The organism is Curtobacterium sp. 179-B 9B NHS, from assembly GCF_045370965.1.
In the GTDB taxonomy this organism is placed as follows: Bacteria; Actinomycetota; Actinomycetes; order Actinomycetales; family Microbacteriaceae; genus Curtobacterium.
Genome location: NZ_JBIQDQ010000010.1, coordinates 1 through 16,080 on the forward strand (window position 1 = coordinate 1; position 16,080 = coordinate 16,080).

At 72.2% G+C, this 16,080-nt stretch carries 12 protein-coding genes; 4 read left to right on the top strand and 8 right to left on the bottom strand.

The features are described from left to right. Nucleotides 1-415 precede the first annotated feature (415 nt). Entirely contained in the window at nt 416-817 is a 402-nt protein-coding gene (locus ACH0A8_RS09985; protein ID WP_066653735.1) for a DUF3040 domain-containing protein, read from the bottom strand. Between the two features lie 125 nt (nt 818-942). Between ACH0A8_RS09985 and ACH0A8_RS09990 the strand changes: the two genes are divergently transcribed. Continuing rightward, nucleotides 943-2,061, top strand: a complete 1,119-nt coding sequence (locus ACH0A8_RS09990) for a polyprenyl synthetase family protein (RefSeq protein WP_406907110.1) — start codon at nt 943-945, stop codon at nt 2,059-2,061. A 153-nt stretch (nt 2,062-2,214) separates the two neighbouring features. On the opposite strand, the gene ACH0A8_RS09995 is transcribed toward ACH0A8_RS09990, so the two are convergent. Next, complete coding sequence (locus ACH0A8_RS09995) at nt 2,215-2,571, bottom strand: Rv2175c family DNA-binding protein (protein WP_251160128.1); 357 nt, start codon at nt 2,569-2,571, stop codon at nt 2,215-2,217. Nucleotides 2,572-2,742: 171 nt separating this feature from the next. On the opposite strand from ACH0A8_RS09995, the gene ACH0A8_RS10000 reads away from it, so the two are divergent. Together ACH0A8_RS10000 and pknB are read left to right on the top strand one after the other, a co-directional pair. Beyond that, the gene (locus tag ACH0A8_RS10000; protein ID WP_406907111.1) at nt 2,743-4,008 is read left to right on the top strand and encodes a LysM peptidoglycan-binding domain-containing protein; all 1,266 of its coding nucleotides are present in this window, start codon (nt 2,743-2,745) and stop codon (nt 4,006-4,008) included. 112 nt (nt 4,009-4,120) lie between these two features. After that, the gene (pknB, locus tag ACH0A8_RS10005) at nt 4,121-6,163 is read left to right on the top strand and encodes a Stk1 family PASTA domain-containing Ser/Thr kinase (RefSeq protein WP_251160130.1); all 2,043 of its coding nucleotides are present in this window, start codon (nt 4,121-4,123) and stop codon (nt 6,161-6,163) included. A 238-nt stretch (nt 6,164-6,401) separates the two neighbouring features. Here the strand turns inward: pknB and ACH0A8_RS10010 are convergent, their stop codons facing one another. The 3 genes from ACH0A8_RS10010 to ACH0A8_RS10020 all read right to left on the bottom strand — a co-directional run bounded on the left by ACH0A8_RS10010 (nt 6,402) and on the right by ACH0A8_RS10020 (nt 9,650). Beyond that, nucleotides 6,402-7,745: a class II 3-deoxy-7-phosphoheptulonate synthase gene (locus ACH0A8_RS10010; protein WP_406907175.1), complete on the bottom strand. Its 1,344-nt coding sequence runs from the start codon at nt 7,743-7,745 to the stop codon at nt 6,402-6,404. A gap of 187 nt (nt 7,746-7,932) precedes the next feature. Next, a complete protein-coding gene (locus ACH0A8_RS10015) occupies nt 7,933-8,655 on the bottom strand; it encodes a 1-acyl-sn-glycerol-3-phosphate acyltransferase (RefSeq protein ID WP_066653708.1) in 723 nt (240 codons plus the stop codon). A gap of 41 nt (nt 8,656-8,696) precedes the next feature. Continuing rightward, nucleotides 8,697-9,650 carry an ROK family glucokinase gene (locus ACH0A8_RS10020; RefSeq protein WP_066653706.1) on the bottom strand — a complete coding sequence of 318 codons (954 nt, stop codon included), beginning with the start codon at nt 9,648-9,650 and terminating at the stop codon, nt 8,697-8,699. A gap of 233 nt (nt 9,651-9,883) precedes the next feature. On the opposite strand from ACH0A8_RS10020, the gene ACH0A8_RS10025 reads away from it, so the two are divergent. Next, nucleotides 9,884-11,731: a long-chain fatty acid--CoA ligase gene (locus tag ACH0A8_RS10025; protein WP_066653704.1), complete on the top strand. Its 1,848-nt coding sequence runs from the start codon at nt 9,884-9,886 to the stop codon at nt 11,729-11,731. 112 nt (nt 11,732-11,843) lie between these two features. On the opposite strand, the gene ACH0A8_RS10030 is transcribed toward ACH0A8_RS10025, so the two are convergent. From ACH0A8_RS10030 to ACH0A8_RS10040, 3 genes are all read right to left on the bottom strand, one after another. Beyond that, nucleotides 11,844-11,969 (bottom strand): hypothetical protein, encoded by a 126-nt coding sequence (locus ACH0A8_RS10030; RefSeq protein WP_268746771.1) that lies wholly within the window; start codon nt 11,967-11,969, stop codon nt 11,844-11,846. 189 nt (nt 11,970-12,158) lie between these two features. Next, nucleotides 12,159-12,662, bottom strand: a complete 504-nt coding sequence (locus ACH0A8_RS10035; RefSeq protein ID WP_209683100.1) for a peptide deformylase — start codon at nt 12,660-12,662, stop codon at nt 12,159-12,161. 1 nt (nt 12,663) lies between these two features. Further along, nucleotides 12,664-16,074: a pyruvate carboxylase gene (locus ACH0A8_RS10040; RefSeq protein WP_406907112.1), complete on the bottom strand. Its 3,411-nt coding sequence runs from the start codon at nt 16,072-16,074 to the stop codon at nt 12,664-12,666. Nucleotides 16,075-16,080 lie beyond the last annotated feature (6 nt).

Sequence of the window (16,080 nt, forward strand, 5' to 3'; positions counted from 1 at the left end):
GTCGCGCCGTCGCGCGCGTCGCGCCGTCGCGCCGTCGCGCCCGTCGCGCCGTCGCGCCCGTTCCTTCCCATCACACCCGCGATGGCAGGCGGAACCGGGCGTACCTGATGGTTCCGTTCGACCCGGTACGCCCGGTTCCACCCGCTACCCCCGGTTCCACCCGCTACGCCCGATTCCACCCACTACGCCCGGTTCCACCCACTACGCCCGGTTCGACCAGGCACGCCCGGATTCGCCAGGGACAGCGGCAGGAGCACGGGGTGCGAGGGCGGGCACGGGTGCCACGGGCGGGTGTCACTGGCGGGCGGACGGCGCGGAGCAGCGGCCACGAGCACGACCGCGACCCCGGACACGACGACGGGGCCGGTCCCGAAGGACCGGCCCCGTGGAGGCGTGTGGAGGGCGTGCGGTGCGGCTACTGCTGCCCCGGGTCGTTGCGCTTGTCCCAGCGCTCGTTCATGCGGTCCATGAAGGAGCCACCGGAGGAGGACGGGCGCGACGGCCGACCCGCGGACTGCCCCTTCGCCCGCGGCGCCTTCGCCCCGGACTTCGACATCCGCATCCCCGGGCGCAGTGCGTAGAGCACGCCGGCGAGCATCACCACGAAGCCCGGCAGCCCGAGCCACGGCTGCTTCACGACGAGCGCCACGATGACGATGGCGATCCCCACGAGGGCACCGAGCACACCGATCGTGATGGACGTGTAACTCGCGCGTCCCTGGCGGCGCGTGACACGCGCCACGAAGTCGGAGTCGTTCTGGTAGAGGCTCCGCTCCATCTCTTCGAGGAGTCGCTGCTCTTGCTCCGAGAGTGGCATCTCGTTTCCCTCTTGTTCCTGGGGATGCTGTCTGACGACCGCTGGTGTGCCGCGCTGCCGCCGGGTTGTGGCATCGCTGAAGTGGACCGATTCTATGACTCGACCGCTCCACTAGGGTAGGAGTCGTGGCTGAGAGTACGCGATTAGTGGACCTCGTTTCGGCACGGGTCGGACGGGCACTCGACGAGCAGCGTGATCGGCTCCTCGCGATCAGCCCGGACCTCGCGCCGTTCGACCGGTACGCCCGTGACCTGCTGTCCGGCGGCAAGCGCTTCCGAGCGCTGTTCTGCTACTGGGGATGGCAGTCCGTGGCGGGCCGCTCGGGGTCCTTCGACCCCCTCGCCGAGGGCTCCCGCCAGACCACGGCCGAGGCCGTCGTCACGGTGGCCGCCGCGCTCGAGATCTTCCACGCCGCCGCCCTGGTGCACGACGACATCATGGACCGCTCCGACACCCGTCGTGGTCGTCCGGCCGCGCACCGGCGCTTCGAGTCCCTGCACGAGGAGTCCGGCTGGGTCGGCGACCGCTCGCTGTACGGCACGAACTCGGCGCTGCTGCTCGGGGACATCCTGCTCTCGTTGAGCGACTCCGTCTTCGACGAGGGGCTCGCGCTCCTCGACCCGGCGCGCGCACGCATCGTCCGCCAGGAGTTCCACACGATGCGGCTCGACGTGACCGCGGGGCAGTACCTCGACGTGCACGAGGAGACCGCCTGGCCGACGATCGACGAGACCGAGCACCTGGTGCGGGCACAGCGGGTCATCGTCTTCAAGTCGGCGAAGTACTCGATCGAGGCACCCCTCGTCATCGGCGCCCTGGTCGCCGGCGCCTCGGAGGCGCAGCTCGAGGGCCTGCGGTCCTTCGGCCTGCCGCTCGGCGTCGCGTACCAGCTCCGCGACGACGTGCTCGGTGTGTTCGGCGACCCCGAGGTCACCGGCAAGCCCGCCGGCGACGACCTCCGCGAGGGCAAGCGCACCGTCCTCATCGCCTCGGCCCGCAAGGCGCTCCCGCCCGGCCCCAGGCAACTGCTCGACGAGCTGCTCGGCGACCCCGACCTCGACGAGGAGCAGGTGCAGATGCTGCGCGCCACGCTCACCGAGTCCGGGGCGGTCGCCGCCGTCGAGCGCTCGATCGACCGGCACGTGCAGCGCGCGAAGGCAGCGCTCGAGGCCGCGCCGTTGACGCCGTCGGCGCGCGACCAGCTGCTGTCGCTGGCCGACACGGTCAGCAGCCGCGTCGCCTAGACGCCGACCACGACGACGGACGGGAGGCCCGTGGCGACACCGCCACGGGCCTCCCGTCCGTCACCAGATCGTCCTCACCGGGGCGGCTCCTGCTGCGCGGGCCAGCCCGCCGGGACGGGTCTCCGGTCCAGGGCGCCGGGTCGGCTCCCGGGCTCAGAGCAGGGACTGTGCGACGCGGCGCACCTCGGCCTTGCGGCCGGCGCGCAGCGCGGCGATCGGCGAGGTGCGGAGTGCGGGCTCCTCGGAGAGCATCCAGCGGACCGCCTCGTCGTCGGAGAACCCGTTGTCACCGAGGACGATCAGCGTGCCGCGCAGCTCCGGCATCGGCTCGGAGCCGTCGAGGAACTCGCTCGGCACCCGCAGCACGCCGCCCACGCGGGCAGCCAGCAGCGTCTTCTGCTCGAACAGGCGGTGGATGCGCCCGGGGCTCACCCCGAGCAGGTCCACGAGGTCGGGCACCGTCAGCCAGCGCTCGGAGAGGGTCGTGTCGTCGGTGGGTCCATCGCTCACCCGCCCCATGTTGCCAGAGCACCGGCCTGCGTCGTGCCGTCACGCTGATCACACGAGTCACACGCGCAACACGCGGCTCTCTGGTTGACTTGGGAATCACGCCATGTCAGCGTGGAACCACCTGTGAGTACCCGCTCCCGCGCACGGCTCACCCAGGACAGGAGACAACCCGTGGACAACGCTGCAGGCGACGCCGCCCGGCGCGCTCGATCCGCCCGGTTCGCCACCATGCCCATCGTCCTCGCGGGCACGATCGCCGTGACCGCCGGCCTCACCGGCCCGGTGGCGCACGCCGAGCCCCGGCACGACGACGCCGCGAAGAAGCGGCACGTGGACGAGGACCGGAACGTGGGCCAGCGCCCGGTGTTCGGCACCGCCGTCGCCCGCCCGTCGACCACCACCGTCACCACGGTCGCCGCGGTGTCGAAGGCCCCCACCACCTACACGGTGCGTCAGGGCGACACCGTCTCGGGCATCGCCGCGCGCTTCGGGCTCTCGGCGCAGGAGGTCCTGGTCCGCAACGGCCTCGGCTGGAACACGATCATCCACCCCGGGCAGACGCTGCACCTGTCCTCGACACCCGCCGCCCCCGCAGCAGCACCCGCGTCGTCGAGCACGAGCGGCAGCTACCACGTGAAGTCGGGCGACACCGTGTCCGGCATCGCCGCCCGCGTCGGCGTGTCGACCTCGGCGATCCTCGCCGCGAACAACCTCTCGCAGCGCTCGCTGATCTACCCGGGCCAGACCCTGACCATCCCCCGCGCCGGGACGGCACCCGCCGCGAAGCCGGCGCCTGCCGTGAGCACCGCGCCGGCCGCACCCGCCCGGGCGTCGAGCGTGAAGATCGTCGCCGGCGACACCATCGGGGCGATCGCGGCGAAGCACGGGGTGTCGGTGAAGGCCCTCCTCGCGGCGAACGGCCTCAGCTACACGAGCACGATCTACGCGGGGAAGACCCTCGTGCTGCCCGCTGCGACCTCGAAGCCGACGACCACCCCGACCGGGGGTGCCGTGACCACTGCCGTCGGCAGCGTCAACGGCGTCGAGCTGACCGGTGAGCAGCGGCGCAACGCGGCCACCATCGTCAGCGTCGGCCGGACCCTCGGCGTCCCCGACCGCGGCATCGTGATCGCCCTCGCAGCGGCTCTGCAGGAGTCGAGCCTGCGCAACCTGTCGCACGGCGACCGCGACTCCGTCGGCCTGTTCCAGCAGCGTCCGAGCCAGGGCTGGGGCACGTCGGCAGCACTGCAGGACCCGGCCACCGCCGCCGAACTGTTCTTCGTGGGCAACCCCGGCAAGACCCGCGGCCTGCTCGGCGTGCGTGGGTGGTCATCGATGGCCCTGACCGACGCCGCCCAGGCGGTCCAGGTCTCCGCGTACCCGAACGAGTACGCGAAGTGGGAGCAGACCGCGCGCGCCCTGCTGGCCTCGCTCTGAGGTCCCGCCCGTCTGGTCGGCCGGACAGCCGACTCATCCTCGAGATCGAGATTGGGTCACGGTCGGTGCGTCAGGTCGGACCGTACCGGCAGCCCTTCGTAGAATGCCGCCGATGACCACGAACGCCGCAACGGACCCGATGATCGGTCGCATGATCGACCAGCGGTACCGCGTGCGCTCGCGCATCGCGCGCGGGGGCATGGCGACGGTGTACCTCGCCACCGACGTCCGGCTCGAGCGTCGCGTCGCGATCAAGATCATGCACGGGCACCTGGCCGACGACCAGGCCTTCCGTGAGCGCTTCATCCAGGAGGCCCGCTCGGCGGCCCGGCTCTCCCACCCGAACCTCGTCGGGGTGTACGACCAGGGTGCCGAGGACGACACGGCGTACATCGTCATGGAGTACATCCCGGGCATCACCCTGCGCGACCTGCTGCAGGAGCACCGGGCGCTCACCCCGGAGCAGGCCACCGACATCCTGCGCGCCGTGCTCGCCGGCCTCGCGTCGGCGCACCGGGCCGGCATCGTGCACCGCGACCTCAAGCCCGAGAACGTCCTGCTCGCCGACGACGGGCGCATCAAGCTCGGCGACTTCGGCCTGGCGCGGGCGACCACGGCGAACACGGCCACCGGAGCAGCCCTGCTCGGCACGATCGCGTACCTGTCCCCCGAGCTCGTGACGCGCGGCGCCGCCGACTCGCGCAGCGACATCTACGCACTCGGCATCATGCTCTACGAGATGCTCACCGGCGAGCAGCCCTACAAGGGCGACCAGCCGATGCAGATCGCCTACCAGCACGCCAACGACACGGTCCCGGTGCCGAGCGCCGCGGAGCCGGGCGTCCCGCCGGAGCTCGACGACCTGGTCGCCTGGGCCACCGCCCGCGACCCCGCAGACCGTCCGCGCGACGCCCGCGAGATGCTCGACCACATGTCGGGCAACCAGCAGCGCGCGACCGGCCAGTACCGCACCGCGGTGCTGCGTCCGGAGAACGCCACCGCGATCCTGCCGGCCGGCAGCGCGTCGCCCTCCTCGGCCGATGCGTCCGGACGGTGGGACGGCCCCGAGCAGGACGACGCCACCCGGGTGATCGCCGACACGACGGGCGGTGCGCCCGCTGCTCCGGCCCGCCGCGGTGCGCCCGGCCCCCGACGCACGGGAGCCCAGCCCGGGACGCTCTCCCCGGCGGCGCAACGCCTCGCCGACAAGTCCGTCAAGCGTCGGAAGCGCGGGTGGATCCTGCTCGCGGTCGTCGTGGTCCTCGCGATCATCGCCGGCGTCGTCGGCTGGGCCCTCGGTCCGGGACCCTGGGGCAACGTCCGCATCCCCGAGGTCGCCGGGAAGTCCGTGGCACAGGCCCGGCAGCTGCTCCAGGCACAGGGGCTCCAGCCCACCGCCGAGACCGACAGCCGGTACGACGCCGTCGTGGCGAAGGGGCAGGTGTCGACGACCAAGCCGGCGGCCGAACGCGAGGTCCGCAAGGGCACCCCGGTGCGGATCGTCGTGTCGGACGGCCCGCGGATGATCGCCCTGCCCGCGATCGTCGGGCAACCGCTCTCGACCGTGACGGCCGCACTGGACGACGACTTCCAGCTGCAGGACGACCAGTACGAGTTCTCGGCCGACGCTCCGGAGGACACCGTGATCGCGGCGAAGGGCCTGGGCACCGACGGGCAGACGGTCGACCTGTCCTCCGTCGGCGAGTACGCCGAACGCGGGCCGGTCACGCTCACGGTCTCGCTCGGCGCCGTCCCGGACGTCACGGGGAAGACCCTCGACGGCGCGACCGCCGCGCTCGACGCCGTCGGTCTGGTCGTCGGGGCGCAGCAGGAGCGCTACAGCGACGACGTGCCGAAGGGGCAGGTCATCTCGTCCAGCGTCGAGGACTCCCCCGCCGTGCAGGGCTCTGCCGTCGACCTCGTGCTCTCGAAGGGCCCGACGCCGATCACGCTGCCCGACGTCGCCGGCAAGACCATCGACGAGGCGACCTCCACGCTCGAGAACCTCGGCCTCGACGTGAAGGTGCCCGACTGCACGAACGTGCTCTGCCGCTTCTACGACTGGAAGTCGGCGCTCCCGGTCACCGCGACGGACCCGGTCCAGGGTTCCACGGTGTACCGCGGCGACACGATCACGCTCTCCTACGAGCAGTAGCCGCCAGGCGGCCGCTCGGCTGCTCGACCGCTCGCCGGTTCCGGTCGCACGACGTGCCGTCGGCGGTCGCTGCGGTCGCACGACGTGCCGTCCGCGCGGAACGTGAGCGGCAGGTCGTGCGACCGGAACCGGGCAGGACGGGCGACCGGAGCCGGGCAGGACGGGCGGGCGACGAGCGGAGGGACGGGAGGCGCGGTGCCGGCTGGCACCGCGCCTCCCGTCCGGCGTGCGGTCGCGACTACGGCCGCTGGTAGGGGTGGGCGCTCAGCTCCTCCGCCACCAGGAAGGCGAGCTCGAGCGACTGCATGTGGTTGAGCCGCGGGTCGCACAGCGACTCGTAGCGCGTCGCCAGGGTCGCCTCGTCGATCTGCTCGGAGCCGCCCAGGCACTCGGTGACGTCGTCACCGGTGAGCTCGACGTGCATGCCGCCCGGGTAGGTGCCGACCTGGCGGTGCGCCTCGAAGAAGCCGAGGACCTCGTCCACGACGTCGTCGAAGCGACGGGTCTTGTAGCCCGTCGGGGTCGTCAGGCCGTTGCCGTGCATCGGGTCGGTCACCCAGAGCGGGTTCGCGTCCATGCCCTTGATCGCCTCGAGCAGCTTCGGCAGCTCGTCGCGGATCCTGCCCGCACCCATCCGGGTGATGAACGTCAGACGACCGGGCTCGCGCTCCGGGTCGAGCGTGTCGACCAGGGCCTTCATGTCGTCCATGGTCGTCGTCGGGCCGAGCTTCACACCGATCGGGTTCCGCACGCGGGACAGGAAGTCGACGTGGGCGCCGTCGAGGTCGCGGGTCCGCTCGCCGATCCAGATGAAGTGGCCGGAGGTGTCGTAGGCGAGACCGGAGCGCGAGTCGATGCGGGTCATCGGCCGCTCGTAGTCCATGAGGAGCCCCTCGTGCGAGGCGTAGAACTCGGTGTGCTTCAGCGCCTCGAAGTCGGCTCCGCAGGCGTCCATGAAACGGATCGCGCGGTCGATCTCCTTCGCGAGGTGCTCGTAGCGGGCGTTCGCCGGGTTCGACGCGAAGCCCTTGTTCCACGAGTGCACCTGCCGCAGGTCGGCGAACCCGCCCTGCGTGAAGGCACGGACCAGGTTCAGCGTCGACGCGGCCGTGTGGTATCCCTGCACCAGACGGCGGGGGTCGGCCTGCCGGCTCTCCGGGGTGAAGTCGTAGCCGTTCACGATGTCGCCGCGATACGCCGGCAGCGTCACGTCGCCGCGCGTCTCGAAGTCGCTCGACCGCGGCTTGGCGAACTGCCCCGCCATGCGTCCCATCTTGATCACCGGTGTCGAGGCACCGTAGGTGAGCACGACGGCCATCTGGAGGATGGTCTTCACACGGTCACGGATCGAGTCCGCCGTGGCTCCGGCGAAGGTCTCGGCGCAGTCGCCGCCCTGCAGCAGGAACGCCTTGCCCTGCGCCGCTGCGGCGAGCCGGTCACGGAGCTTGTCGACCTCGCCCGCGAAGACGAGCGGCGGCAGCGTCGCGATCTCGGCCGACGCCGCCTCGGCCGCGGCGCGGTCGGGCCAGGTCGGCTGCTGCTTGATCGGCAGGGTGCGCCAGTGGTCGAGACCCTCGATCACGTCCGGATCCTGCAGGGCGACGACGTCGGTCGACTCGATCAAGGCGGTACCTCGGTGTTCTGGGTCGGGCGGGAGCGGGAGGCCTGCGCGCAGGCCGGTCCGGCCGGGGCCGGAGTCCTCAGATCCTACCGTCCGCGCCCGACCCACCGCTCCCGCGTGACGCGGGGGCGACGACGGCGGTCGCCCGTCAGGCGGTCGGCGTGCGGCGGTCCTTCATGACCTGCTCACGAGCGCTGCTGGCACGCTCCTTGACGCTCGTCGCGTAGACGTCGACGTACTCCTGGCGGCTCAGTCCGGCGAGTTCGTGCATGACCTCGTCGGTGACGCTGCGCAGGATGAACCGGTCGGTCTCGAAGCCCTCGAAGCGCGAGAAGTCGAGCGGCCTGCCGAAGACGACGCCGACGCGCTTGAACTTGGGGAACTTCTGGCCGATCTGCTGCACCTCGCGCGTGCCGACCATCGCGACCGGCACGACGGTCACCCGGCCCTCGAGGATCATCCGGGCGATGCCGGTGCGGCCGCGGTAGAGCTTGCCGTCCGGGCTGCGGGTGCCCTCGGGGTAGATGCCGAGCTGCTCGCCGCGTGCCAGGACCTGGAGCCCGGTGTGGAGCGACGCCTCGGACGCCTTGCCGCCGGAGCGGTCGATGGGCAGCTGCCCGATGGCGTTGAAGAAGGTCTTCGTCGCCCAGCCCTTGAGGCCCCGACCGGTGAAGTAGTCGCTCTTCGCCAGGAAGGAGATCCGCCGGTCGAGCACCGCCGGCAGGATCACCGAGTCGATGAACGAGATGTGGTTCGACGCGAAGATCACCGGGCCCTTCGCGGGCACGTGCTCACGGCCGACGACCCAGGGTCGGAAGAGCGTCAGGATGAGCGGGCCGAGCAGGAAGTTCTTGAGCAGCCAGTAGGTCATCGTCGACTCCAGTTCGGGACGCGCGTACCGTCGGGGTGACCCTACGCCGTGCGGGCGTGGATGCGGGCGAGGTCGGCCGCGCCGACGACGCCGGCGTCGTTCACGAGCTCGGCGATCACGAAGTCGGGCTCCGGGTGGTACCCGCGCGCCGGCAGGTTGTTGAGGTAGGCCTGCTTGATCGGCTCGAGCAGACGGTCGCCGGCGCTCGCGACACCGCCGCCGAAGACGAACAGCTGCGGGTCGAGCACCGCGGACAGCGACGCGCAGGCCTCGCCGAGGTGCCGGCCGAGGCGACGGAGCGCGGCGAGGGCGCCCGGGTCGTCGGCCAGGATCAGGTCGCCGACGATCGCGCCGTCGAGCTGCCCGCCGTTCTGCTCGCGCGCGTCGGCGAGTGCCGAACCGATGCCGCCGGCGTCGGCGACGTCGTTCGCCATGCGCTGCAGGGCACGGCCGGAGCCGTACTGCTCGATGCAGCCGCGGGCGCCGCAGCCGCAGGGCAGGCCGTTCGGGACGATCCGCAGGTGACCGATCTCGCCGCCGGTGCCGAAGCCGCCGCGGAAGAGCCGGTCCTCGGTCACGATCGCGCCACCGACACCGGTCCCGATCGTGAGCATCGTCATGTCGGACACGAGGCGACCGGCACCGAAGCGGAACTCCGCCCAGCCGGCGGCGTTCGCGTCGTTGTCGACGGTGATGTGCAGGTCGCCGAGGCGCTCCTGGAGCTTCTGCCGGAGGGGCTCGTTCCGCCAGCGGATGTTCGGCGTGTAGTAGACGATCGACTGCGACGCGTCGATGAAGCCCGGTGCCGCGACACCGACCGCTCCCACGTCGTGGGCGGCCCGCAGACGGGTGACCATCGTCACGACGTCGTCGAGCATGGCGTCCGGGTCCGCCGCGTTGGTGGCGACGCGGTCCTCGGCGAGGATCTCGCCGAGCTCCGAGACGACCGCTCCCGCGATCTTGGTGCCCCCGATGTCGATTCCGATGGCATGCACGAGGGTCGAGCCTACCGTCTCCGCGTGGCGACGCCGAACGCCGGCAACGCGACCGAGGTGGGCGCCGGGCACCGCTTGCCCGCACGGAGCCGGCCGACGACGCCCGACGGCTGACGAGGTGCTGCGAACCGCACCGGAGCCCGTCCGTCCGGTCCCGCTCCGCCCGTATGCTGGCGGTGACGTCTCATCGTCGAGGCGTCCTCGTATCGCACCGGCCGACAAGGGAGTCAACCGTGAACGATCAGCGGCAGCCCGCACCCAACTCCGCACCCGACCACGGCTCCGCCGCCCGACTGCTCTCCGACCGGGCGCGTCGGACGCCCGACCGGCCGATCCTCGCCCAGCGGCACGGCGACACCTGGACGACCGTCAGCGCCGCGGACACCCTCGCGCGCGTCCGCGGGATCGCGAAGGGCTTCGTCGCCGCCGGGCTCGCCCCGGGCGCGCACGTCGCCGTCCTCTCCCGCACCCGCATGGAGTGGACGCTCGTCGACTTCGCCGTCTGGACCGCGGGGCTCGTGTCCGTGCCGGTCTACGAGACGAGCTCCCCCGACCAGGTGCGCTGGATCCTCTCCGACTCGGAGACCGTGGCGATCGTGGTCGAGCAGGAGGAGCACGCACGCCGGGTGGCGTCGATCGCCCCCGACCTGCCGCACCTCGGACAGCACTGGACGATCGACGGCGGCGGTCTCGACGACCTGGTCCGCCTCGGCGAGACGGTCACCGACGCCGAGCTCGACGCCCGCACGGCGGACGTGCACGGGCACGACGACGCGACGATCATCTACACGTCGGGCACCACCGGACGCCCGAAGGGGTGCGTCCTGCGGCACGACAACTTCACCGGGACGGTCGAGGGCGCCACCGAGGCGATGCCCGAGGTCGTCGCCGACGGGTCCTCCACGCTGCTGTTCATCCCGATGGCCCACGTCTTCGCCCGCTTCATCGCGGTCATGTCGATCTCGACCGGGGTGCTCGTCGGCCACGAGCCGGACACCCGCGACCTCATGCGCGCCGTGTCGACCTTCAAGCCGACCTTCCTGCTGGCGGTGCCGCGCGTCTTCGAGAAGATCTACAACTCGGCCGAGCAGAAGGCCGACCTCGGCGGCAAGGGTCGGATCTTCCGTGCCGCGGCCGACGTCGCGGTCGCGCACTCCGAGGCGGTGGCCGCGGGACGGGTTCCCCTCGGCCTGAAGCTGCGGTTCGCGCTGTTCGACAAGCTGGTCTACGCCAAGCTGCGCGACGCGATCGGTGGACGCGTGCAGTACGCGATCAGCGGCTCCGCTCCGCTCTCCCCCCGCCTGTCGCACTTCTTCCGCTCGATCGGCGTGCACATCCTCGAGGGCTACGGCCTGACCGAGACGACCGCGCCGGCGACCGTGAACCGGGCGCGCGAGCTCCGCATCGGCACGGTCGGTCGAGCACTCCCGGGCGTCGAGGTACGGATCGCCGAGGACGGCGAGATCCTGATCCGCGGCGTCGACGTGTTCGACCGCTACTGGCACAACGACGAGGCGACCGCGAAGGCCTTCAGCGACGGCTGGTTCCGCACGGGCGACCTCGGGCGGCTCGACGCCGACGGGGTGCTCACGGTGACCGGTCGGGCGAAGGAGCTCATCGTCACCGCGAGCGGCAAGAACGTCGCGCCGGCGCCGCTCGAGGACGGCATCCGCGAGCACCCGCTGGTCGGGCAGGTGGTGGTCGTCGGCGAGGGCAAGCCCTTCGTCGCCGCGCTCGTCACGCTCGACCGGGAGATGCTCCCCGGCTGGTGCGAGGCCCGCGGCATCACCCCCGCGCTCACGCCGCGCGAGGCCGCCTACGACGAGCGCGTGCACGTCGCCGTGCAGGAGGCCGTGGACACCGCGAACCAGCGGGTGTCCCGGGCCGAGTCCGTGCGGTCCTTCACCATCGTCGACACCGAGCTGACGGAGGCCTCCGGCCACCTCACCCCGAAGCTGACGATCAAGCGCGCCGTCGTGCTGCGGGACTTCGCCGCGGACGTCGAGCACATCTACTCGGGGTCGAAGGTCCAGACCACGGCCACCCCCGTGGTCGCGTCCCGACGACGGGGCCGCGCGTAGGGACGACGGACGGGAGGCCCGGTGCCGGTCCGACGGACCGACACCGGGCCTCCCGTGTGTCGTCTGCGCGCGGGGCGCGACCCGTCGCCGGGTCCGCGGACGCGCTTCCGGATCAGGCCTCCGGGGCCTGCACCTCCGGCGCGTCGAGGACGGCGACCGACGACGTCGTCGGCGCGGGGTCGGGGCGGCGGTTGGTGCGGGTGCGGTGCGAGCTGAGCTCGTCGTTCTGAACGGTCATGCTGGGTGTCCTGAGGGTGTGGGAGCCGTGTCGGTGGGAAGCCGACGCGGACACGGTACCTCGCGACCGGGACGTTCGGACAATCCCGCGAAGGGGTGTCACGCCCTGGTCGCCGGAAGCGGCCCGACCGCGTGCGCCGTCGATCGCGGGAGCGGCCGGGGCGCGGTCGCCCGCGTGCTCGGGACGCGGTCAGTGGAACCAGGACTGGGCGCGGACGTCACGCAGTGCGGCGCGACGGACCTCCGGGGCGAGGGTCATCACGTAGACGGTGCCGTCGAGGTGGTCGACCTCGTGCTGCAGCGCCTCCGCCATCAGCCCGGTGCCCTCGAGGACGACCTCGGCGCCGTCGACGTCGACGCCGCGGACCCTGGCCCACGGGTGGCGTGGGGTCGGGTAGGAGAGCCCGGGGACGGACAGGCAGCCCTCGTCCATGAGCTCGACCTCGCCGCGCACCTCGACGACCTCGGGGTTGAGCACGTACCCGACCTCGCCGTCGACGTTGTACGAGAACGCGCGCAGGCCGACACCGATCTGCGGAGCGGCCACGCCGGCACGACCGGGCTCGCGCACGGTGTCCAGGAGGTCATGCACGAGGTCGCGCACGCCCGGCGAACCGAGGGAGTCCGGTGCGATCGGGTCCGCGGGGGAACGGAGGACGGGGTCGCCGAACAGGCGGATGGGACGGACGGTCACGTTACTGCAGCACCACCAGGAGGTCGCCGGCGTCCACCTGCTGGGTCACCGGGATCGCGAGACGGCCGACGGTGCCCGACACGGGCGCCGTGATGGCCGCTTCCATCTTCATCGCCTCGATGCTCGCCACGGGCTGACCAGCCCGGACGACGTCACCGACGGCGACCTTGAGCGTCACCACACCGGAGAACGGTGCGGCGACGTGCTTCGGGTCGGACGGGTCCGCCTGCTCGGCGACCTTCGTCGCGACCTCGACCGAGCGGTCACGGACGGCGACCGGGCGGAGCTGCCCGTTCAGCGTCGTCATGACCGTGCGCATGCCCCGCTCGTCGACCTCGCCGATCGCCTCGAGCCCGACGAGCAGCTCCACGCCGCGCCCGAGCGGTACGACGTGCTCCTGCCCGGGACGCAGACCGTAGAGGTAGTCGAGGGTCGGCAGCACCGAGAGGTCGCCGTACTGCTCCCGCACCGCGGCGAACTGCCGGGTCGGCTGCGGGAAGAGCAGTCGGTTGAGGGCCTGCTGCCGCTCGGGTCCGGCGGTCGCGAGCGCGGCGCGCTCCGACTCCGGCACGGGGGTCGTCCCGACGTGCACCTCGCGGCCCTCGAGCACCTTCGACCGGAACGGCTCCGGCCACCCGCCGGGCAGGTCGCCGAGCTCGCCGGCCATGAAGCCGATCACCGAGTCGGGGATGTCGTACTGCTGCGGGTTCTGCTCGAAGTCGTCGGGGTCGGCGCCGACCGCGGCCAGCTGCAGCGCCAGGTCGCCGACGACCTTCGAGGACGGCGTGACCTTGGTCGGGCGGCCGAGGATGCGGTTCGCCGCGGCGTACCAGTCCTCGACCTGCTCGAAGCGGTCGCCGAGTCCCAGGGCGATGGCCTGCTGCCGGAGGTTCGACAACTGCCCGCCGGGGATCTCGTGCTGGTACACGCGGCCGGTCGGACCGGGCAGGCCGGACTCGAACGGGGCGTACGCGCGACGGACCGCCTCCCAGTAGGGCTCGAGCGCGCCGACCGCGGTCAGGTCGAGGCCGGTGTCGCGCTCGGTGTGCGCCAGCGCCGCCACGAGCGCGGACATGCTCGGCTGGCTCGTCGTCCCGGCCATCGGCGCCGCCGCGACGTCGACCGCGTCGGCGCCGGCCCGGCTGGCCGCCAGGAGCGTCGCGAGCTGCCCGCCGGCGGTGTCGTGCGTGTGCACGTGCACGGGCTGGTCGAACCGCTCGCGCAGCGCGCCCACGAGCCGCTCGGCCGCTCCCGCACGGAGCAGACCGGCCATGTCCTTGATGCCGATGACGTGCGCGCCGGCCTCCACCATCTGCTCGGCGAGCCGCAGGTAGTAGTCGAGCGTGTAGAGGTCCTCTGCCGGGTCGAGGAGGTCGCCGGAGTAGCAGAGCGCCGCCTCGGCAACGGCCGTGCCGGTCGCGAGCACGGCCTCCAGGGCGGGACGCAGCTGGCTGACGTCGTTCAGCGCGTCGAACACACGGAAGACGTCGACGCCGCTCGCGGCGGCCTCGGCGACGAAGGCGTCGGTGACCTCGGTCGGGTACGGGGTGTAGCCGACCGTGTTGCGCCCGCGCAGCAGCATCTGCACCGGGATGTTCGGGATCGCCCCGCGGAGTGCCGCCAGGCGCTCCCACGGGTCCTCGCCAAGGAAGCGCAGGGCGACGTCGTAGGTCGCTCCGCCCCAGGCCTCGACGCTCAGCAGCTGCGGGGTGAGCCGGGCCACGTGCGGCGCCACGGCGACCAGGTCCTTCGTCCGGACGCGCGTGGCGAGCAGCGACTGGTGGGCGTCACGCATCGTCGTCTCGGTGACCGCGAGCGCGGTCTGGGCGCGGAGCCGTCGCGCCCACTCGGCGGGGCCGACCTGCAGCAGCAGGTCGCGCTGCCCGGACGGCGGCGCGGCGGACAGGTCGACGGCCGGGAGCTTCTCGACCGGTTCGACGGTCTGCGGGCGACGCTCGCCGTTCGGCTTGTTCACCGTCACGTCGGCGAGCCACCCGAGCACCTTCGTGCCGCGGTCCTTCGACACGTGGCCGCCGAAGAGCTGCGGGCGCTCCTCGATGAACTGCGTCGAGACGTCACCACGGGCGAAGTCCGGGTCGTCGAGCACGGCCTGCAGGAACGGGATGTTCGTGCTCACGCCGCGGATGCGGAACTCGGCCAGGGCACGCTTCGCCCGGGCGACCGCCGCCGGGAAGTCCCGCCCACGACAGGTCATCTTCGCGAGCATCGAGTCGAAGTGCGGGCTGATCTGCGCACCCGTCGCGACCGTGCCGCCGTCGAGCCGGACCCCCGCGCCACCCGGGCTGCGGTAGGTCGTGATGCGTCCGGTGTCCGGACGGAAGCCCTGCGTCGGGTCCTCGGTCGTGATGCGGGTCTGCAGCGCCGCACCGTGCACGGCGACGGTGTCCTGCGCGAGCCCGAGGTCGGCGAGGGTCTCCCCCGCGGCGATGCGCATCTGCGACTGCACGAGGTCGACGTCCGTCACCTCCTCCGTCACGGTGTGCTCGACCTGGATGCGCGGGTTCATCTCGATGAAGACGTGCTGACCGGCACGCTCGCCCTCGGTGTCGAGGAGGAACTCGACGGTGCCGGCGTTGACGTAGCCGATCGACCGGGCGAAGGCGACGGCGTCACGGTGGAGCGCGGCGGCGATCGCCGGATCGAGGTCGGGCGCCGGTGCGATCTCCACCACCTTCTGGTGGCGGCGCTGCACCGAGCAGTCGCGCTCGAAGAGGTGGATCGTGCCGTCGTCCGTGCCCGTGGCGTCCGCGAGGATCTGCACCTCGATGTGCCGCGGACGCAGGACGGCCTGCTCGAGGAACATCGTCGGGTCGCCGAACGCGCTGTCGGCCTCGCGCATCGCGGCCTCGAGCGCCTCGCGGAGCTCGGCCTTCGTCTCCACGCGGCGCATCCCGCGCCCACCGCCGCCGGCGACCGCCTTCGCGAAGACCGGGAACCCGACGGCGTCGGCGCCCGCGAGCAACTCGTCGACGTCGCGGCTCGGTGGGGTGCTCGCGAGGACCGGGACACCGGCGGCGATCGCGTGCTCCTTCGCGGTGACCTTGTTGCCGGCCATCTCGAGGACGTGCTCGCCCGGCCCGATGAACGTGATCCCCGCACCGGCGGCAGCGGCGGCCAGCTCCGGGTTCTCGGAGAGGAAGCCGTACCCCGGGTAGATCGCGTCGGCACCCGACTCGCGGGCGACACGGATGATCTCGGAGACGTTCAGGTAGGCACGGACCGGGTGCCCCGGCTCGCCGATGACGTAGGCCTCGTCGGCCTTCAGCCGGTGCAGGGATCCGCGGTCCTCGTACGGGTAGACGGCCACCGTCCGGGCCCCCAGCTCGTACGCGGCACGGAACGCGCGGATGGCGATCTCGCCACGGTTCGCCACGAGGATCTTGCTGAACACGACGTC